At 72.4% G+C, this 19,671-nt stretch carries 15 protein-coding genes; 4 read left to right on the top strand and 11 right to left on the bottom strand.

Going from position 1 to position 19,671, the window contains the following annotated elements; genetic code table 11:
• Positions 1–301: 301 nt before the first annotated feature.
• Positions 302–976 (top strand): hypothetical protein, encoded by a 675-nt coding sequence (locus ACZ45Z_RS24405; protein WP_468366117.1) that lies wholly within the window; start codon positions 302–304, stop codon positions 974–976.
• Positions 977–1,033: 57 nt separating this feature from the next.
• On the opposite strand, the gene ACZ45Z_RS24400 is transcribed toward ACZ45Z_RS24405, so the two are convergent.
• From ACZ45Z_RS24400 to ACZ45Z_RS24385, 4 genes are all read right to left on the bottom strand, one after another.
• The gene (locus tag ACZ45Z_RS24400; RefSeq protein WP_468366114.1) at positions 1,034–3,505 is read right to left on the bottom strand and encodes a hypothetical protein; all 2,472 of its coding nucleotides are present in this window, start codon (positions 3,503–3,505) and stop codon (positions 1,034–1,036) included.
• Positions 3,506–3,673: 168 nt separating this feature from the next.
• Positions 3,674–5,038, bottom strand: a complete 1,365-nt coding sequence (locus ACZ45Z_RS24395; protein ID WP_468366112.1) for an MFS transporter — start codon at positions 5,036–5,038, stop codon at positions 3,674–3,676.
• Positions 5,038–7,050 carry a PEP/pyruvate-binding domain-containing protein gene (locus ACZ45Z_RS24390; RefSeq protein WP_468366109.1) on the bottom strand — a complete coding sequence of 671 codons (2,013 nt, stop codon included), beginning with the start codon at positions 7,048–7,050 and terminating at the stop codon, positions 5,038–5,040. The genes ACZ45Z_RS24395 and ACZ45Z_RS24390 overlap by 1 nt, the downstream gene beginning before the upstream one ends.
• Positions 7,047–8,420, bottom strand: a complete 1,374-nt coding sequence (locus ACZ45Z_RS24385) for an ATP-grasp domain-containing protein (protein WP_468366106.1) — start codon at positions 8,418–8,420, stop codon at positions 7,047–7,049. The genes ACZ45Z_RS24390 and ACZ45Z_RS24385 overlap by 4 nt, the downstream gene beginning before the upstream one ends.
• A 484-nt stretch (positions 8,421–8,904) precedes the next feature.
• Here ACZ45Z_RS24385 and ACZ45Z_RS24380 point away from each other — a divergent pair, with 484 nt between their 5' ends.
• On the top strand, positions 8,905–10,218 hold the full coding sequence (locus ACZ45Z_RS24380; RefSeq protein WP_468366103.1) for a PAS domain S-box protein: 1,314 nt from the start codon (positions 8,905–8,907) through the stop codon (positions 10,216–10,218).
• A gap of 45 nt (positions 10,219–10,263) precedes the next feature.
• Here ACZ45Z_RS24380 and ACZ45Z_RS24375 read toward each other — a convergent pair whose 3' ends face one another.
• Positions 10,264–11,433, bottom strand: a complete 1,170-nt coding sequence (locus ACZ45Z_RS24375) for a citrate synthase/methylcitrate synthase (protein WP_468366100.1) — start codon at positions 11,431–11,433, stop codon at positions 10,264–10,266.
• Positions 11,434–11,572: 139 nt separating this feature from the next.
• Here ACZ45Z_RS24375 and ACZ45Z_RS24370 point away from each other — a divergent pair, with 139 nt between their 5' ends.
• A complete protein-coding gene (locus ACZ45Z_RS24370; RefSeq protein ID WP_468366098.1) occupies positions 11,573–12,847 on the top strand; it encodes a citrate/2-methylcitrate synthase in 1,275 nt (424 codons plus the stop codon).
• A gap of 84 nt (positions 12,848–12,931) precedes the next feature.
• On the opposite strand, the gene ACZ45Z_RS24365 is transcribed toward ACZ45Z_RS24370, so the two are convergent.
• Positions 12,932–13,699 (bottom strand): class I SAM-dependent methyltransferase, encoded by a 768-nt coding sequence (locus ACZ45Z_RS24365; protein ID WP_468366095.1) that lies wholly within the window; start codon positions 13,697–13,699, stop codon positions 12,932–12,934.
• A 140-nt stretch (positions 13,700–13,839) separates the two neighbouring features.
• Between ACZ45Z_RS24365 and ACZ45Z_RS24360 the strand changes: the two genes are divergently transcribed.
• Entirely contained in the window at positions 13,840–14,829 is a 990-nt protein-coding gene (locus ACZ45Z_RS24360; protein WP_468366093.1) for a DUF3048 domain-containing protein, read from the top strand.
• A gap of 84 nt (positions 14,830–14,913) precedes the next feature.
• Here the strand turns inward: ACZ45Z_RS24360 and ACZ45Z_RS24355 are convergent, their stop codons facing one another.
• The 5 genes from ACZ45Z_RS24355 to ACZ45Z_RS24335 all read right to left on the bottom strand — a co-directional run bounded on the left by ACZ45Z_RS24355 (position 14,914) and on the right by ACZ45Z_RS24335 (position 19,649).
• Positions 14,914–15,615, bottom strand: coding sequence for a GntR family transcriptional regulator (locus ACZ45Z_RS24355; RefSeq protein ID WP_468366091.1), 702 nt, complete (start codon positions 15,613–15,615; stop codon positions 14,914–14,916).
• A gap of 105 nt (positions 15,616–15,720) precedes the next feature.
• The gene (locus tag ACZ45Z_RS24350; protein WP_468366089.1) at positions 15,721–16,725 is read right to left on the bottom strand and encodes a proline racemase family protein; all 1,005 of its coding nucleotides are present in this window, start codon (positions 16,723–16,725) and stop codon (positions 15,721–15,723) included.
• Positions 16,726–16,801: 76 nt separating this feature from the next.
• Entirely contained in the window at positions 16,802–17,755 is a 954-nt protein-coding gene (locus ACZ45Z_RS24345) for a dihydrodipicolinate synthase family protein (RefSeq protein WP_468366086.1), read from the bottom strand.
• 24 nt (positions 17,756–17,779) lie between these two features.
• Positions 17,780–19,324: an FAD-dependent oxidoreductase gene (locus ACZ45Z_RS24340; RefSeq protein ID WP_468366084.1), complete on the bottom strand. Its 1,545-nt coding sequence runs from the start codon at positions 19,322–19,324 to the stop codon at positions 17,780–17,782.
• A complete protein-coding gene (locus ACZ45Z_RS24335) occupies positions 19,305–19,649 on the bottom strand; it encodes a (2Fe-2S)-binding protein (RefSeq protein ID WP_468366081.1) in 345 nt (114 codons plus the stop codon). Before ACZ45Z_RS24335 ends, ACZ45Z_RS24340 begins: the two co-directional genes overlap by 20 nt.
• Between the last annotated feature and the right edge of the window lie 22 nt (positions 19,650–19,671).

Raw genomic sequence — 19,671 nt, 5'->3', positions numbered from 1 at the left:
GCCCAACACTCAGGAGACCCGGCCACCGGACACCGATAACGAAAAGTCGGTGACTTTTTCGGCAGGCCCACTTTTCACCGGCCCACGCCTGGCGGCTGAGCCCTCCGGCTGGGGGAGGCCGCCTCCCCTCCCAATCCCCCCCAAGCGCGATGTTTCGCCATCAACTACAACTTTGCCGACTCTTGGTGTATTTGCATCAAAATTCACACCAGTCTCAGCAACAAGCAACAAGCGGAACGGGCGGCGCTCTCAACGACCTTGGGACGCCGCCCACTTAAGGCTGGGCGAGAGGCAAGAGAGTATGGCGAAAAACAAAGCGATCCGGTCCGCCGGGCGACTGCTGGCACTTTCGACGGTGGCGCTGGGCATGGTGGGAGCGATGGCGCTGCCCGCCGCGGCCGACGACCGGCCCACCCGGCAGCAGCTCATAGGCGACTGCGCTTCCGGCGAGGGGAAGTGCACCTTCAACGAGCCGACCCTGGGCAAGGCGTACCTCGGCGATTTCCGTCGGGTCTCCAACTCGCTCTACAACTGCAGCAGTTCGGATGCCACCCAGTCGATGGGATGGTCGGACACCGTGGGTTCCACGGATTCCGCGGGCGTCTCGGTCACGGCGGGCGGCAAGATCGCCGGCCTCATCGACCTCAGCGTGACCGCGACCTACAGCCACACATGGTCGAGTTCCCACACCGAGAACAGCTCCCTGAACATGACGGTCAAGCCGGGCGAGGTGGGCTGGATCTCCCGCGCGCAGGTCATGCAGACCGTCTCCGGGACGTGGCAGACCCACTACGACAGCCCGAAGTGGGGTCACTACTACTGGTTCGTCCCGGACACCGTCACCGGCCCGGCCCCCAACGGCACGGACGGACAGAGCAACGCCGTGATCGTCAAGACGCGCAAGATGACCGCGGCGGAGAAGGTCGGCTGCTCGGCCGACTCGCACAAGGGGCGGTCGTTCCTGGTGAAGCGCTGACCGACGCACCCACCGACGGCCCGGCACGCCCATACAAGGCCCATCACCCTCCCGCTGTCACCGTCCCGCCGTCGCCGCCTCCTCCGTCGCTCTCGCGAGCAGTTCGGGAAGCGTCCCGGCGAAGCTCGGCAGCAGTTGGAGACAGACGGACCAGCCCTCGACGTCCGTGCCCAGACGGTCCCGGGTCAGGGCCACGGCCCGGTCGCGCACCGACTGCCATGCGGCGGCGTCGGGCCGGTCGTCGGCGTACCGGCGCAGACAGGCGAGAGCGGCACGGGCCGGGGCGGCGTGGCTCAGGAGGTCTTCGGGAACGAGTCGGCCGTCGCGGAGGGCCTCGCGGATCCAGTTCGCCCCGGACTCGGGAGTGGTCTCCAGGGCCGCCAGCAACAACTCGCGGGGGCAGTCCGGGTGTTCCACCAGGTCGTCCAGCAGCCGGGCGGGGAGGCCGTCGGCGTGGTGGGCCGCCGCGAGCGCGGGCCAGGGCGGCCGGTAGCCCTCGGCCAGGAGCCGGCGCAGCCGCGTGCCGGGATCGGTGGTCGCGGTGAGGAACTCGGTGAGCGTGGCCGGGGACTCCTCCTCGGCGAGCCGGGCGCGCAACCGCTCCAGGCCGTCCGGGGCTTCGAGGGCCCGCTCGGTCCATCGCCGCAGCCGGGCGGGCAGGCGGTCCATGGCCAGGATCTCCCGCACGGCATCCGGGCCGCCGCGCTCCCATACGGCGCGCAGCAGCCGGGTCCGGGAGGCCGGGACGTAGAGCCGCAGTCGGCCGATGACCGTACGGGCCACGCCGAGGTCGCCGGATGCCAGGCCGGCGATGAACCAGTCGCGGTAGTCGTTGACGGTGATGTCCTTCAGGACCGCCAGGAGTTCCTCGGGGACCGGGCGGATGCCGCCGCCCCGCAGCCGTCCGGCGAGCAGCCGCTCCCGTTCGGACCGCGCGAGGTGGGCGTGGTGGAACAACTGGGCATCCACCGCCGGTTCGTCGAGATCCAGGAGGTAGTCCTGCTGCTCCTCCGAGAGGTGGTACGAGGCGGCCATCGCGACCTGGGCCGGGAGGCCATGGGCGGCCACCACCGCGTCGCGGACCTCGGGGGACGGGTCGCCGTACACCAGGAAATGTTGCACGGCCCGTGCGTCGAGGTGCGGAATGACGGCCTTTTGGGCCTCTTCCGAAGCGCACCGGAACATGGCGAGGAACGCCGCCCGGGAGTTCCCGGGGCGGCTGACCGGGAAGGTCGCCTCCTGGGGCCACGGCCAGTTGGTGCGGCGCTTCTTGGGGGAATCCGGTGAGGTGACGTCCGCGATCAGGTCGGCGAGGCTGCCGCGGGCGCGCGCCATCCGGGCGTAGCACGTCAGCCAGTTGACGGGGTCGGTGCCCAGCCAGGCGAGCAGGCCGGCGAACGCCTCGCGGGTCGGTTCGTGGTCGTGGGGCAGCGAGTCCGGCACCTCCACCGCCGGCCACACCTCGCTCAGGACCCGGTCCACGGAGTACCGGCCCTCCTCGATGCCGCGTTCGAGGGTGGGCCGGAGATATATCCGGCGCGTCTTCGCCTCGGGCCCCGCGATCGCCTCGAAGGGCAGCTCGGCAGCGTGGTACGCGGTCCCGGCGGGATCGTCATGGAAGCTCTCCATCACGAGGTCGGCGGGGCAGCCCTCCCACTCGACGAGCCGGTGCAGCGGGTTGGCGAACCAGTATCCCGACGTGTGGGGCGTCTCCGTGCCGAAGGGCAGGCGCCGGTGCTCGCGGCGGATCAGCTCCCAGTCGAGGCCGTCGGGCTTGGCCAAGGGGCCGTTACCGTAACGGAGATGCAGCAGGGCATGGAGGTGCTCCGGGTCGTCCCACTCCCCGGAGGGCCGGTGCTCCCTGAGGAAGGACTCCGGGTCGGGGGCGTCGAGGGCCTGTCGCAACAGATCCGGGAGCCATGGATGCCCAGGGTCCAGGATCGGTGCCTGCTGGATCAGGTGAAGGAACCGCGTGAACGGTTCGGTGCCGCCCCAGAGCTCCAGGAGACCGAGGCAGGCGTCCACGACGACCGGTGGCGGCAGGTGCGTACCGAACAGGGCGAGGGCACCGAGGTCCAGTCCGGGGAACCCGCTGATCAGGACGGGGAAGAGAAGGCGGCCGGTGGCCTCCTCGTAAAGGGCCGGGAACAGGCCGTCGTCGTACCAGCGCGGATCCGCGAGGTCCGCGGCGCCCAGCAGGGTCGCCAACAGGCCCGGGATCTCCACCACCGCACGTCTCTCGCACCCCGCGTCGTCGCGGTACACCGCACGCCACAGTGCCAGGCCGACCACCGGATCGCCGATCTCCGCCGCGGCTATGAGCCATTCCTCGCGGTCCACGGTCAGCGCGGCCCGCATCTGCGCGGCGTCCGCGTCCAGCAGCTCCTCCACCATGTCCTCGGGGAGCCCGAACCGGTCGGAGAGCACGGCCGGCAGCTCGTCCCGCAGCCGCTCGGCAAGCGCGTCGGCGGTATCCGGATCGGCGAGGCTCAGCGCGAGGCAGAGCGCGGAGGAGGAGGTGTCGGCCACGGGGCGGATCCCTTCGCGAGCGGTCGAGAGGCACGGGTCCGTACGCGCCGCCGTCGCGTGGACGCCTACGCGTAGACGTCGACTCGCTTCCACCAGCCGTACGCGATGGATCGTCACATGGACCACTGACAATGCCCCGGCAACGCCGAACGGGCCCCTCAGCTCACCTCACTTCACCTCCCCGGCTCCTGCCCCTCGCGCCCCTACCATCCCCCGGCGCTCGCCCCCTTCCCGCTCCCCGGGCCGTGTCCCACCGGCGCCGCGCCGCAGCAGCACCTGAAGTCCGGTCATCACCACCGCCGTCACGATCGCGCTGTGCCACAGCAGCGCGTCCAGTCGGCCGGCCGACAGGTAGGCGCCGGCGGCTACGGCCGCCAGGGCGCATACGCCCCGGTCCACGATGCTTTCGACGGACAGGAGGGTGGCGCGGGGGGCGTGGGCGGGGATGGCATCGTTGATGAGCTTGCGTTGGAGGGGGTAGGCGAAGCCGGTGACCGCGGCGAAGACGCACAGCAGGGCGATCACCGTCCAGGGGCCGCCCAGGGTGAGGCCGGCCAGGGTGGCCGCCAGGGCGAGGCTGAGGAGGGACACCCATGCCACCGGGGGCAGGCGGCCGCCGAGCCATTGGGGGCGGGCCGAGGCGACGGCCTCGGCCACGGTCATGGCCGCCAGCACGCCGCCGTGCGAGGTCTCGCCGATGCCGTTGGCCAGGAGGATGGGCTGGAAGAGGTTGACCTGGCAGATGCGGGAGAGGGTGAAGACGGCGACGCCCTGGACCATGAGCAGGGCGAGCCAGGGTGTGGACGCCACGCAGCGCAGGGCGGTGCCCGCGTCGTGCAGGAAGGCGCCCCGGCGGCGTGAGTTGCCCGGGCCGGGCGCCTTGGCGGGCAGGGCGTCGCGGTGCGGCGCGGCGTACCGGGGCAGGGCGACGGCGCACGCCAGGGAGCCCGCCGCGCTCGCGGCGCTGAGCACGTACGGCGCGGTGTGGGCGACGGCCATCAGCGGGCCGACCAGTGGCCAGCACAGCACCTTGGCGGCCAGGCCCAGGGCGCGGGCGGTGCCTTCGGCCTTCAGGTAGTGCTCGCCGCAGCCCTCGGCGCGCAGGCCGTCGTAGAGGTAGGCGCTGGCGGCGCCCGAGGTCAGGGAGCGGCCGGCGGCGATGGCCAGGAAGTGGACGAGGAAGCCGGTGTAGGAGGGGGTGAGGACCGGCGCCAGGTTGGCGGCGGTCATCACGACGGCTCCGGCGCGCAGGCAGTTGCGTGCGCCGATGCGGTCGGCGACCATCCCGGTCGGGATCTCGAAGAGGCAGAACGCGACGTAGTAGACGCTCTGGATGCCGAAGATCTGGCCGTCCGAGAGTCCCGCCGTCCGCTGGTAGGCGTAGAAGACCGGCATCCACCACAGCAGGTTGAACAGGAGTTGGAAGCCGTTGTTGAGGTGGATGATCCGGCGGGCCCCGGGGGTCGGCGGCGAGCCGGGCGGGCGGGGCCGGGAGGCGGGGCGAAGGGAGGCAATCCCGTGGCGTCGCCGCATCACAGCGCGTAGGGGCGGATCTGGACCAGCCGGAAGTCGCCCGCGCCGGTCATCAGCCACTCGATGTCGAGCGGGTGGTCCGCGTCGTCCTCGCTGAAGTGGGACTGCAACAGGCGGCCGGTCAGGGCCAGGTCCGCCAGCCGGCGCCTGGTCGCCGCGGGCAGGTCCTCGCCCAGCGAGCCGAGGGCCACGGTACGGCCGCCGCCCTCGACAGTGTTGTAGAGGTACTGCTGCGGCAGCGTCGTCCCGTCGACGACCGTCTCGGGTGAGCCCGGGGAGCAGTTGACGTAGACGTTGCGGAAGTCCTCGCGCCTGGTCGGGTTGCAGGTCACCAGGACGCCTCCGAGCTCGGCGGGGACGTACTCCTGGATGATCACGCCCATGTAGGTGTCGTCCAGGGAGATGCCGACCTGGTGACGCAGGCGCACGCTGCGCGGCGACAGCAGGGAGGCCCACACCTGGCGTACGGCGTCGAGGAGTTCGCCGGCGCCGCGGACGGTGGTGACCGAGTCGTAGACCCCGGCGGCGGAGAACCCGGGGAGGTCCTCGGCGTTGGAGGAGGAGCGCACCACCAGGCGGCTGCCCGCGGCGAGCGGGGCGGGGAACGCCTGGGTGATCTGCCGGGTGACGTCGTCCGGCAGGGGTGTGTGGCGGATGACGTGTTGCAGGTGCAGGCAGAGGGAGTCCAGCACCTCGACGGCGTCGAGTTCGAGCGCCATCTTCAGCTTGCCGATGCCCTGTTGGAGGGCGGGCGAGGAGGTCAGGAAGCGGTGCTGGAGGGCGAAGGGCAGGGCGACGCCGTCGGGTGCGGCGAGGGTACGTGCCGTGAATTCGGCCGCCGCCCGCCGCAGCCCGGCCGGGGTCGTGTCCGTGCTGCCGAGGCGGGCCGCGAGGTGGCCGCGGAGGTCGGGGCGGGGCGGGCGCGGCCTGCCGTAGAAGGCGGTGAGGTCGGCGGTGCGGCTGTCCAGGACGTGGTGCAGCTCGCCGAGGTTGGCCGCCTTGGTGCCGTAGCGGTCGCGGTCCGCGCGGCGCAGCCGGTGCAGGGCCAGCGCCGGTACGTCTTCCAGGAGGGGCGGTTCCATCCGGATCCGCTGCCGGTGCCAGGTGGGCTCTTCGAGAGTCGGGGCGGCGGCCAGCGGTACGAGGGTGATCTCGTCGTCGCGGACGCGGTAGCGGACCCACGCGCCGTTGAGGCCGTCCCGCTCGACGAGCTGGTCCAGGTCGCGGACGATCGCGTTGGGGATGCCCCAGCCGGAGGCGAGGACGTTGGTGTGCGAGAGCGGGGTGATGGGCGCGGTGTTGAGGAATCCGGCGACGCGCGGGACGTCGTCCGGGAGGCAGGCCATGGCCACGATGTCGGACCAGCCGAGCTTGTCGGCGGCGGCCTCGTACTCCTCGGTGGTGCGGAAGTAGCGCAGTCGGCCGGTGGCCTCGCCGGGGTTGAGCGGTGTCCGGGTCCGGTTGCCGAAGAGTTCGTGGCTGAGGATCCGGGGGACGCGGACCTCGCTGATCGCGGTGAGTTCCTGTTCCTGGCCGTGGTTGGCCGGCTTCAGCAGCAGGGGCAGGCGGCCGTCGACCCGGCTGCGGACGAAGGTGTAGAACTCGTCGAGCAGGGCGCCGTGCATGGTGTCGGCTTCGGTCGTCTCCAGGACGAGGAAGGGGCGTTCGCGGCCGTCGGTGTCCTCGTCGGTGTGCAGGGAGAGGACGCCCAGGAGGAAGCGGCGGTCGGGGTCCATGTAGACCGAGGCGTTGAAGGCGTCGAGGTCTTCGTCCAGGGCCTTGAGGTCCATGCCGAGGATCCGGGTGGCGATGTAGTTGACGTGGAAGGGGTGGGCGGCGGTGTCGAGCAGGTGCCAGGTGTCCTCGGCGCGGTCGACGACGACTTTGAGGTAGGGGTGGCCGGCCAGTACGCCGGAGAGGGTGCGGAACAGCGGCAGCGACAGGTTCTCGCCGACGACCGTGCGGTCGGTGGCGGGGCCCGGTGTGCCGGGGGGAAGCAGGGCGGTGGTCATGAGCGGGCCTCCTCGTCCGTAGCCGCGGGAAGGACGTGCGGCAGGGCGTCCACCAGGGTGCGGAAGTCGCGCAGGACGGTCTGCGGGTCGACGGCGGAGAGCAGGCAGAGCGCGGCCATGGTGTTGGCGCCGGCGGCCGGGTCGTAGACCGGCACCACGGCGCCGTCGGGGAGGGAGTTCTCGGCCACCACCGACAGGCGGCTGCCGTCGCTGACCGGGACGGCCTCGGTCACCTTCGGGAAGTCCCAGATCCGCCGGTCCGGCCAGGGGCGGCCGGCCCCGTCGACGGCCAGCACGACGAGGGAGCCGGCCGCGCCCCGCGCCTCCTGGGGGGTGCGGGCGCGCGTCGGCCAGGAGACCGGACGTCCCAGGAGGTGGTCGACGAGCATCCCGATGAGGTCCAGGCCGAAGACCTCCTCGATCTGGGGAACGGTCATCGCGCCGCCGAAGCGGGCGGCGGTCTCGATCACCCACATGCGGCCGTCCGCGCCGAGCTTGATCTCGGTGTGCGTACCGCAGTTCGCCAGGCCCAGTGCGTCGACGGCGTCCCGGGCGAGAGCCACGACGCGCTCCTGGGCCTCCCGCGGCAGCGAGGCGGGTGTGATGCCGGCGCGTTCGGTGAACGGCTCCACGGTCGGCATGCGCCCGCTGAGGCAGACCGGCCGGAACGTGCCGTCGATGACGACGCCCTCGACGCTGACGTAGTCGCCCCACCCGGGCTCGTCGAACCAGTCCTCGGCCGAGCCGGTCACGATGTGCTCGACGATGAAGTCCGCGCCGGCGTCGGCGACATGCAGTTCGGCGTAGCCCAGTTGCGCGGATTCGGCCATCACCTCGCGCGACCGCTCCCAGGCCGCTCGTACGTCCCGTGGCGAGCGGATGATCTGGTGGGCGGTGGAGCCGGCGCTCCAGGCCGCTTTCAGGAGCAGGGGGAAGGGGAGGGCGGCTGCCGCTTCGTGCAGGTCCGCTTCGGAGGCGACCGGGCGGAACCGGGGCTGGGATATGCCGTGTTCCTGCCAGGTGCGCCGCATCATCCGCTTGTCGCGGGCGAGGACGCAGGAGCCGCCCGCCCCGGCGAGGCCGAGCTTCTCGCAGGCTTCGGCCACGGCCACGACCGCGTACTCGGAGAACGTGACCACGGCGTCCGCGCCCACGGCCTGGGCCCGGGCGACGATCAGGGACACCAGGTCGCGGCGGTCCGGCTCCTCGGGGGTCTCGATCGAGGCGCACAGGGTCCCGGCGGACGCGGCCACGGTGGGAGGAAGCGCGCTGAGCGCCAGCAGGTGCACTGCCGACCGCGCGGCGACCCGTGACAGGGCATAGCCGAGGGGCGGGCCGCCCTTGGCATGCACGAACAGCACCTTGCTCACAGGAATCCGACTCCTTTATTTGCTGATCAACCATCAGAAGGGTGGAGGGAGCGCGGCATCGTGCGACATAACGGCCAACTTCCCTCCCCTCAAGCGAAACAGCCGACAGGCGTACGAGCCACCACAACCGGCGGCATTCGGTCAGGCAAATGCCTGAGTTGTGCGGGGCGCCGGGGCCTTCGCAGGCGCTTGAGGGGGCGCGGTTTCGGTGCTGGTGGGGGAGGAATTCGGCCGGACCGGGCGGCACAGGGGCGGATGTCGGCCAGATCGCCGCCGTACGGGGCGGACGCCGGCCAGGTCGGCCGAGAACCGGGCTTGTGCGGGGGCCAAGGGGGATACGCATCGCGAGGGCAACCGCCACCCGCCGCCCGCGTTCATTTGAATTCTCATCAATTCCATGAGTCAGCCTTCCTTCAGGCTTCCTGTTGACTCAACGGCGCTGATGCTGGCTTCTGGGAATGCACTCAATTGACGTGGGGGCTCAATGACTCGATGGAAGGCCGTCGTGGACGAGACCGGTCTCAAAGCGCTGCTGGAGCACCTCCCCGTCTCCTGGTGGGAGGCCGACGGGCAGTTGCGCGTCGTCGACAGCGGCGGTGGCGCCTTCGCCGACGCGCGGACGGCGCAGCGGTTCGTCGACGCCATGCGGCCGGAGTTCGCACCCTCCCGCCGCTCCCCCGAAGTCCGCCACTGGCAGGCGCGGTTCGACGGCCGGGTCTTCGACGTGAGCTGGCCGCTGGACGACGTGCCGTGCCGCGGCCGGACCCGCGGGCTGGCCGTGGAGGTCGACGCCCGGCCCGCCGCCGCACGACGCTACGACGCCTTCGCGGACTTCGCCCCCGCCGCGGCCTTCATCCGGGACCGGGACGGGCGCTACCTGTGGACGAACCACGCCTACGCGCACCTCTACGGCACCACCCCGGCGCAGGTCATCGGCAAGCACGTCAGGGACATCGACTCCCCCGCCGACGCCACCCGCTTCCTCGCCCTGGACCGGGAGATCCTCGCCCGGGGCAGGCCGGTGCGGCACACCCTCACGTACCACCGCGCCGACGGGAGCAGCGGGCACGCGGCGGGCCACCGGTTCCCCGTCCTGGAGGGCGCGCAGACGTGCGTGGCGGGCATCTACGTGGACATCACCGACCACACCCGGGCGCTCGACCAACGCCGCGAGGCCGAGGAGAGCCTGCACGCGCTGCGCGACCACAGCGGGCTGCCCTGCGCCCTGATATCGGCCGGCGGACGGATCGAGCAGGCCAGCGCCGCGACCGCCGAACTGCTGCGGACCCGCCTGTCGGATCTCGTCGGCCGCCGCGCCGACACCCTGCTGGCCCCGGCGCCGGCTCCGGAACTCGACCTGCTGCATCACCGCTGGAACGACCTGATAGCCCGCCGCAGCAGGCGGGTCGAGACGTCGGCGGTGCTGGTCGACGCCCAGGGCCGGCAGCGCCGCGCCCGCCTGCATCTGACGACGGTGGGCCGGACATCGGCCCGCGCGGCGAACGTCTGGGCGGTCGTCACCCACCAGGGGCTCGCCCACGAGGCACACCCGCCGCTCACCGCCAGCCAGATCCGCATCCTGTCGCTGCTGGCGGTCGGCCGCAGCAACGCCGAGATCGCCAGCTCACTGCGGCTGTCCCGGCAGACCGTCGACTACCACCTCAGCCGCCTGCGCGCCCTCCTGGGCGCCGCCACCAGGCCGGCCCTCGTCGCCCGTGCCTACGTCCTGGGCATCCTCTCCCCCCAGACCTGGCCGCCGCGGTCCGCCACGGCGACCCATCCGCTCAGCTCCGCTTGAGGGAGGGGCCCTTGGGGCCGCGGCGGCAGCCCGCCCCCCGGGTGGCTAGCGGGGCCCGGTGGCGGGAAGCGGCTGGGGCGGGTGGGGGCCGACGTACCGGGCGGCCGGGCGGATGATCTTCGAGTCCTCGGCCTGTTCGAGGATGTTGGCGCTCCAGCCCACGACCCGGGCCGCGCAGAACGTCGGCGTGAACATCTCCCGTGGCAGCCCGCACAGTTCCATGACGACGCCCGCGTAGAACTCCACGTTGGTGTGCAGTTCACGGCCCGGCTTGAGCTCGGCCAGCAGCGCCTCGACCCGAGCCTCCACCTGGACGGCGAATTCCACCAGCGGGCCGCCGAAGCCCTCGGCGATGCCGCGCAGCATCCTGGAGCGCGGGTCCTCGGTGCGGTAGACGGGGTGGCCGAATCCCATGATCCGGTCGCCGCGCAGCACCCGGTCGCGGATCCACGGGTCGATGCGGTCCGGTGTGCCGATGGCGTCGAGTGTGTCCAGCGCGCGGCTGGGCGCGCCGCCGTGCAGCGGTCCGGAGAGCGCGCCGACGGCGCCGACGAGGCAGGCCGCGACGTCGGCGCCGGTGGAGGCGATGACGCGGGCGGTGAAGGTCGAGGCGTTGAAGCCGTGGTCGATAGTGGAGATCAGGTACGCCTCGATCGCCCGGACCCGGTCCGGATCCGGCTCCTGCCCGGTGAGCATGTACAGGTAGTTGGCGACGTGACCGAGGTCCGCGCGGGGCTCGACCGGCTGCTCGCCCTGGGCCAGCCGGTGCAGCGCCGTGAGCAGGGTCGGTACGGCCGCGCAGGCGGCGAGGGCGTCCGCGCGGCGGCGTGCGGGGTCGAGGTCGTACAGCGGCCGGAACCCGGCTGCCGCGCCGAGCAGGGAGAGCGCGGTGCGCAGCCCGGCGAGCGGTCCCGACAGCGCGCCGGCCCGGGCGATCCCGGGCAGTGCGTCGCGTACGGCGGCGGGCAGCGCGCGCAGGGCGGCGGTCTCGGCCGTGAAGTCCGCGAGCCGCGCCGCGTCGGGCAGTTCGCCGTGGAACATCAGGTACCAGACGTCCTCGAACGTGCGGGCCGTGGCCAGCTCGACGGCGGAGTACTGGCGGTAGTGGTAGAAGCCTTCCCGCCCCCGGACGTCACCCAGTTGGGTCTCGGTGACGACGACGCCGGCGAGCCCGCGGGGGGCGTTGAGGGGTGCCTGGGCCTCAGCGATCGACATGGGGATCCGTCTCCTTGCTCGGGCGCGCCGTTCCGCGCACCACCGTCACCTACCAATTGATTCGACTGTCCACTTCCTCGTCAATGTGTGTCAATATTGATTCCGAAATCAATGTTGAGCGCCCGGATACGGTGATCACATGCCGGATGAGGACACAGATCAGGACAGGGATCGGGACGGGGAGGCGGTGGGCGGGCGGCGGCTGAGTACGCGGGAGGCGGCCGACCGGCTCGGGGTGAAGCCCGAGACGGTGTACGCCTATGTCAGCCGTGGCCAGCTCACCAGCCGCCGCGAGCCGGGCGGTCGCGGCAGCACCTTCGACGCCAAGGAGGTCGACGCGCTCGTACGCCGCGCGGGGCGGCGCGAAGGGCCGGGTTCCGGCGGGGAGTTGTCGGTCCATACCGGCATCACGCTGATCGACCGCGACCACTGCTACTTCCGCGGCGTCGACGCGACGGAACTCGCCGCCCACTACGGCTACGAGGAGGTCGCCGAGTGGCTGTGGACCGGCGTGCTGCGCCCCGGCGTGCGTTTCACGGCGCCGCCCGACGCGCTGTCCGCCGCCCGCCGCGCCGTCGAGGCGCTTCCGGCTCACAGCGGGCCGATGGACCGGTTGCGGGTCGCCGCGGTCGCCGCGGCGGCCGCCGACCCGCTGCGTTTCGACCTCTCCGAGGACGCCGTCCTCGCCACCGCCCGCAGCCTCATCCCCACCCTCGTCGACGCGCTGCCGTCACAGGCCCCCGGGCCCGGGCAGCAGCCCGCAGACCGGATCGCGCCGCGCCTGTGGTCCCGCCTCACCTCCGAGCCGGCCGATACCGCCTCCCTGCGGGTCCTCGACGCCGCGCTCGTCCTCCTCATCGACCACGACCTGGCGGCCTCCACCCTCGCGGCCCGGGTCGCGGCCTCGGCGCGCGCCCATCCGTACGCGATCGTCTCGGCGGGGTTCGGCGCGTTGGACGGCGTCCTGCACGGCGCGGCCAGCGGGCTCGCCCACCGCATGCTGCTGGAGGTGTTGGAGCGGGGCAGCGCGGCCGCGGTCGTCGCCGACCACCTACGGGCGGGACGCCGGGTGCCGGGCCTGGGCCACCGCCTCTACCCGGGTGAGGACCCCCGGGCTCGCGCCCTCTTCGCCCTGCTGGAGAACGCACCGCGCGCACTGCCGGCGCTGCGAGCCGCGCGCGAGGTGATCACCACCACGGCCCGCCATACCGAGCTGCACGCGAACGTCGATCTCGCCCTGGCCGTACTGACCGTGTCCGCGGGGATGCCGGCCGAAGCGGGCGAAACCATCTTCGCCATCGCCCGCACGGCGGGCTGGATCGCCCACGCCCTGGAGGAGTACACCGAGCGCCCGCTACGTATGCGGCCGAGCGGCCAGTATCACGGGCCTCGGCCGCCTCAGCCGTTGCCTTGAGGAAAGGGGGCGGGCCGGGGCGACCCCCGGCCTGGGCGGCACCTCGCCGTCGAACAGGCGCAGGTCGGTCCCGAGCTGAAGGCGTTACGGCCGGGCGTTGCGGCGGAACAGGGCCGTCCAGAGGAAGGGTTCGCCGAAGCAGGGGGACTCGGGCGGCTCGTCGTGCATGCGGCGTAGTTCGATCTCGGTCAGGTCGGCGAAGATCCAGCGCAGGGATTCCGGGGTGTAGGCCAGGCCACCGTGGAGGCCGGATTGACGGTAGAAGTCGCCGTCGGGGAGTTCGGAGCCCATCTCACCGGCCGCGAAGCAGGTGAGGGCGAGGTGGCCACCGGGTGCGAGGGCCCGTTCGAGGAGAGCCAGGTAGCTGATGCGGCGGTGCGGTGGCAGATGGTGGAAGCAGCCGGAGTCGTAGATCAGGTCGTAGGGGCCACCCAGCCCGGTGTCGGCGGATTCGGTGTCGGAGGTCTCGGTGCCGGCGAGGGCGAAGGCGTCACCGCAGTGGAAGCGGATTTCGGCTCCCGCCTCCCGGGCACGGTCCTCGGCCCAGGCGATGGCCGCCGGTGAGAGGTCGACGGCGACCACCTCGAACCCTTGGGAGGCGAGGTGGAGCGCGTTCCGCCCCGGCCCGCAGCCCAGGTCGAGGGCCCGGCCCGGGCTGATCAGCCCGCGTTCGAGGTAGGAGACCAGGTTCTCGTCCGGCTTCGCGACGAAGAACGGCACCGGCCTTGTGCGGTCCGCGTAGAAGCCGTCCCACCACGTGGCCGCGTCGGCGGTCCACCGGTCGGCCTCCGGCGCGAACAAACCGTCCAGGAGCGTGAGTACGTCCTCGACGGTACGGATGTTCCGGTCCATCCGATCCCCCTTTCGTCCAGGGCTGATCGTAAAGGGGTCGGCACGGAAGCGTCAGGTCCCGGCGCCCTCCGCACCGGAGGGAATCCCTGCCTGTTGGGGAGCCGGTTTTCGTGGTCCACTTGAGGCAGGGAGCATGGCCGATGGGTACGAAGCGCACCTCGGGCAGAAACGGCGCGGTCGTCGCGGCGGTGGTTTGCGCGGCCGTGGGCGCCGGGCTCTTCGGTTGCTCCGATTCCGGGCCGGAGCCCAAGACCCCGAGCCCGCCGGCCACGACCCGGGAAGGCGTGTCCCCCTACACCGGGCTGCCGGCCCGACCGGCTCCGGTGCTCGCCGTGAAGATCGACAATGTCGGTCCGGCCCGGCCGCACACCGGTCTCGCGGCGGCGGACCTCATCTACGTCGAACAGGTCGAGGCCGGTCAGAGCCGGATACTCGCGATCTTCGCGTCCCACCAGCCGTCGAAGGTGGGCCCGGTCCGCAGCGTGCGGGAATCGGATATGGAGCTGCTGCGGCAGTTCGACCGCCCGGCGCTGGCCTACTCCGGCTCCCAGTCGGCGCTCAAGCCGTTGATCAACGCGGCTCCGCTCTTCCCCCTGGCCCCCGGGGACGCCCCCCGGGCGTACGTCCGCGACAACGGCCGCGTCGCCCCGCACAACCTGTATCTGCTCCCGTCACGCGCTCTGGCCGCCGCGCCCGACGCGAGCAAGGCCGGGGACATCGGATTCCGGTTCGGTGCCGCTCCGGCCGGTGGCGAGCAGGTGAACGAGCGCACCGTGCGCTTCCCCGGGGCGCGGTTCACGTTCACCTGGTCGGGCACGGAGAAGCGGTGGCTGGTGGCCATGGACGGTGCCGCCGCGCGGACCACCGACGGTGGGCGGATGGGAGCCCGGACGGTCGTGATCCAGGACGTGGACGTCCGCGCCTCGAAGTTCAAGGACCGCTCGGGCAGCGTCACCCCGTACACGCAGACCGTGGGCTCGGGTAACGCACTCGTCCTGCGGGACGGCAAGAGTTATGACGCCCGGTGGAGCCGGGACGCGGCGGAGCACGGCACGTCGTTCACCACCCCTGCGGGCAAGCCGATGAACTTCGCCACCGGTCCGGTGTGGGTGGTGCTCCAGGCCCGGTGACCGGACGAGCCCGTCGGCGAGCGCCGGCCGGAGCGCGTGCGGGTACGGCTGCGCTTCCGGGTGTTCTCCATAAACCCCAGCGGGTCAGCGGGAGTTGCTCTCGTTCCCGCCCCCGTCGCCGTCCCCGCCCTTCGCCCACAGGGAACGCACATGCCCCAGGTGCCGCGTCATGCATTTCTCGGCGCCCTTGGCGTCGCCCGCCAGCATCAGATCGAGGAGTTCCGCGTGCTCCTCGGCGGAATGGATCAGCTCGCCGCGTTCGTCCAGAGCGTTGAGTCCGTACAGGCGCGAGCGTTTGCGCAGGTCGCTCACGGTCTCGACGAGGCGTTCGTTCCCGGAGAGGGCCAACATGGTGAGGTGGAATCGGCGATCGGCTTCGAGATAGCCGATCAGGTCGTGCTCGCGCGCCGCGCGGACGATCTCCTCGGCGACCGGGCGGAGCGCTTCGAGGTCCGCGCGGTCCGCGGTGCGCGTGATCCGGCCGGTCATCGGGACCTCGATGAGCGTGCGGATCTCGGTGAACTGATCCAGGTCGCGCTCGTTGACCTCGGTCACCCTGAAGCCCTTGTTGCGCACCGGCTCCACGAGGCCCTCGCGGGCCAGGTCGAGCATCGCCTCGCGCACGGGTGTGGCGGAAATACCGAAATCCTCCGCGAGCGCCGGCGCCGAGTAGACCTGGCCCGGGCGCAGTTCACCGGAGATCAGCGCGGCGTGCAGGGCGTGCGCCACCTGGTCGCGCAACCGCTCCCGGGTGGTGATGAGGTTGCGCTGCTTGAGATGCCCCATGGTGTCCTTTCCACGCCCCGATGGACTGGACCACCAGCGTACAATGTCACATTGCGTGAGGGCCGTGCCGCCGCCAACTCCTCTACGCCACCGGCCTTTTCGCCTTCATAGCAGAAAGCCCGCGGGGAACGGGTCGTCCGGGTCGAGGAAGTATTGGGCGGTGCCGGTGATCCAGGCGCGTCCGGTGATCGTGGGAATGACCGCCGGCAGCCCGCCGACCGTCGTCTCCCCTACCAGGCGGCCGGTGAACTCCGTACCGATGAAGGACTCGTTGACGAAGTCGCGGTGGAGCGGCAGCGCCCCGCGGGCGTGCAACTGGGCCATGCGGGCGGAGGTTCCGGTGCCGCAGGGCGAACGGTCGAACCACCCGGGGTGGATGGCCATGGCATGCCGGGACCGCTGCGCGTCCGAGCCCGGAGCGACCAGGTAGACGTGCTTGAGGCCGCTGATCCCGGACTGTTCGGGGTGGACGGGCCGGTCCGGAGAGGCGTTGACGGCGTCCATGAGGTCCAGCCCGGCGGCGAGGAGGTCGTCCCGCCGCGACCTGTCGAACGGCAGGCCCAGGGCGTCGAGTTCGACGAAGGCGTAGAAGTTGCCCCCGAAGGCGAGGTCGTACGTCACCGTTCCGTATCCCGGCACCTCGGCCTTGCGCTCCAGGCCGACGCAGAACGCGGGGACGTTGGTGAGGGTGACGGCCTTAGCCGCGCCGTCCGCCACCCGTACGTCGGCCGTGATCAGTCCGGCGGGGGTGTCCAGCCGCACGGTGGTGACCGGCTCGGTGACCGGCACCATGCCGGTCTCGACCAGAACGGTGGCGACCCCGATCGTGCCGTGCCCGCACATCGGCAGCACACCGGACACCTCGATGTAGAGCACTCCGTAGTCGGCGTCGGGGTGGACGGGGGGCTGGAGGATCGCGCCGCTCATGGAGGCGTGGCCCCGGGGCTCGTACATCAGGAGCGTACGGAGGTGGTCCTGGTGCTCCATGAAGTGGAGCCGGCGCTCGGCCATCGTGGCGCCGGGGAGCACGCCGACGCCGCCGGTGATGACGCGGGTCGGCATGCCCTCGGTGTGCGAGTCGACGGCGTGGAAGACGTGACGGGTGCGCACGGACGTCCTTTCGGCGGGCGGTGAGGGAGGGAGGGAACCCCAGGGGGTGAAGGTGGTGGTCGGGGCGGAGCGGCGTTCAGCGGTGGCCGTCCGCGACCGCCTTGCCGGTTGCCGCGCGTACCGACGCTTCGGTTTCGCCGGTGAGGGGGTGGCGGGGCGGCCGGGTGGGGCCGCCGTGGTGACCGGCGATGTCCATGGAGAGCTTGATGGCCTGGACGAACTCGGTTTTGGAGTCCCAGCGCAGCAGCGGATGCAGCGCGGCGTACAGGGGCAGCGCCGTTCCCAAGTCCCGGGCGACTGCCGCGTGGTAGAGGCGTGCACAGGTGACGGGGAAGGCGTTGGGGTAGCCCGCCACCCAGCCGACGGCGCCGGCGACCGCCAGTTCCAGGAGGACGTCGTCGGCGCCCGCCAACAGGTCCAGATCGGGAGTGAGTTCGGCCAGCTCGTAGGCGCGACGGACGTCACCGCTGAACTCCTTCACCGCCACGATGCCGCCATCGCCGTGCAGCCGGGCCAGGAGGGCGGGGGTCAGGTCGACCTTGGTGTCGAAGGGGTTGTTGTACGCGACGACCGGCAGCCCGGCCCTGGCGACTTCGGCGTAGTGGGCGCGTACGGCGTGCTCGTCGGCGCGGTAGGCGTTCGGCGGTAGCAGCAGGACGGAGCCGCAGCCGGCTGCGGCGGCCTGCTCGGCCCAGCGGCGGGCCTCGGCGCTGCCGTACGCCGAGACGCCGGGCATCACCCGCGCACCGTCGCCGGCGGCTTCGACGGCGGTCCGCACCACGCGGGCGCGCTCCTCGTCGGTGAGCGTCTGGTACTCGCCGAGGGAGCCGTTGGGCACGACGCCGTCGCAGCCGCTGTCGATGAGCCGGCGGACGTGCTCGGCGTAGGCGTCGTGGTCGACGGAGAGGTCCGGGCGCAGCGGGAGCGTGGTGGCGACCATCAGGCCGCGCCAGGGGCGGTGAGGGTTCCAGAAGGTGGGGGTCGTACCTGTCGTGCCGGAGGTGCCTGCCGTGCCAGTCGCGCCAGTCATGCCAGTCATGCCAGTCATGTGGTGTCACCCTTCTGCGGGGTTCGGTGTCTCTGCTGTGTCGGGGTCGGTGGCGAGCTGGTGTCCGGGGCCGTCCGGTGTGGTCGGGTCGGCGGGGGATCCCGGGCCCGCCGGGTCTTCTTCCAGAGATGCGAGGACGCCGAGGGGCACGGGTACCGCCAGCGGTCGGCGTTCGTCGGGCGCCGGCGCGGCCCCCTCCCCCGTGCCCGCCGCCGCGAGGCAGGCCACCGCCGTTCCGCAGAACCGCCCCTGGCACCAGCCCATCCCGGCCCGGGTGAGGAGTTTGACGGTGCGGGGGTCGCGGGCGCCGAGAGCGGTGATCGCTTCGCGTACGCGGGCGGCGGTCACCTCCTCGCAGCGGCAGACGTCGGTGTCGTCGCGGAGCCAGTCGGTCCAGCCGGGCGCGGGGGCGTGGGCGGCGGCCATGGCATCGGCGAAGGCGCGCATGCGGTCCCGGTGGCGGCGGAGGGTACGCATCCGGTCCGCCGCGGCGGGTGTGCGGCGGCCGCGCAGCCGGGCGGCCACCGCGAGCGCCGCCAGCTCCCCTTCCACATCGGCCAGTTGACGGCCGCCGACGCCGCCGGTTTCGCCTGCGGCCCACAGGCCCGGTACGGAGGTCTGCTGCGAGGCGTCGAGGACGAGGGCGCGGGTGCCGTCCGGTGTGCGGCGGGTGGCGCAGCCGAGCCCGGTGGCGAGTTCGATCTGCGGGACCAGCCCGTGGCCCACGGCCAGCGCGTCGCAGGCGATCCGCTGACCGGTGCCGGGCACCGGCCGCCACCGGTGGTCGAGGCGGGAGACCGTGACCGCCTCGACCCGATCGGTGCCGTGGGCCTCGGTGACGGCGTGACGGGTGCGGGGGCGCACCCGGTGGCGCAGCAGGGCGGAGCCGTGGATCGCGGCTTCGAGGAGCTGGTGCGGGTTGGTGGCGAGGGCGCGGGGGTGGCGGGCGTAGCCGAGGTAGCCGGCGGCCTCGATCACGGCCGGTACGCGGGCTCCGGCGGCGGCGAGCGAGGAGGCGACGGCGAGCAGCAGCGGTCCGCTGCCGGCGACGACGATCCGGCTGCCGGGCAGTACGAGGCCGGACTTGAGCATCGCCTGAGCGCCTCCGGCGCCGACGACTCCCGGCAACGTCCACCCGGGAAAGGGGAGTTGACGTTCGTGGGCGCCGGTAGCCAAGAGGACCGCGCGGGCGCGGACGCGTACCGGGTGCTCACCGTCACCGTCGGCGCGGGTGAGGGCGTGGACGGTCCACGACTCGCCGCTCTCGCGCGCGAGGGTCCAGACGTGGTGGCCGGCGAGGTGGGTGACGCCGCTCGCCTCCAGGCGGCGGAGCAGGGCGGTGAAAGTGGACCACCCGTGCCGTGGCGCCGGTGGCCGACCGGCGTTCAGGGCCGGGGCGGGGTGGCGAAAGAACTGGCCGCCCGCGCGGTCGGCGGCGTCCAGGAGGACGACGGAGAGCCCGAGCCGGGACGCGGTGACGGCCCCGGCGAGTCCGGCCGGGCCCGCGCCGATGACCGCGAGGTCGTACGGCTCAGACTCCGAGCGCGGCATGGCCGTGTCCTTCCTGGGTGGTGATCACGTCTCCGGGCCGGGCGGGCGTGACGCAGACACGGGTGTTGGGCTCCGCGTTGACGGTGGCGAGGCAGTCGTAGCACTGGCCGATGCCGCAGAACACGCCGCGCGGGCGGCCGCCGACGCGTGTGGTGCGCCAGGAGAGGATGCCCGCCGCCCACAGCGCGGCGGCGAGGGACTGCCCGGGCAGGGCGGTGAGCGTCCGGCCGTCAAAGGTGACGGTGAAGGGCGCCCCCGGATCGATGCGGACCGGGTCGGCGCCGACCGGCTCGGCGCCGACCGGGTCGGCGGGGGTGCGGGCCATTGCGTGCCTCCTGTCGGATCAG

The sequence above is a fragment of the Streptomyces sp. NPDC031210 genome (genome assembly GCF_055570395.1).
This window is presented reverse-complemented; position numbering and strand designations above follow the sequence as displayed.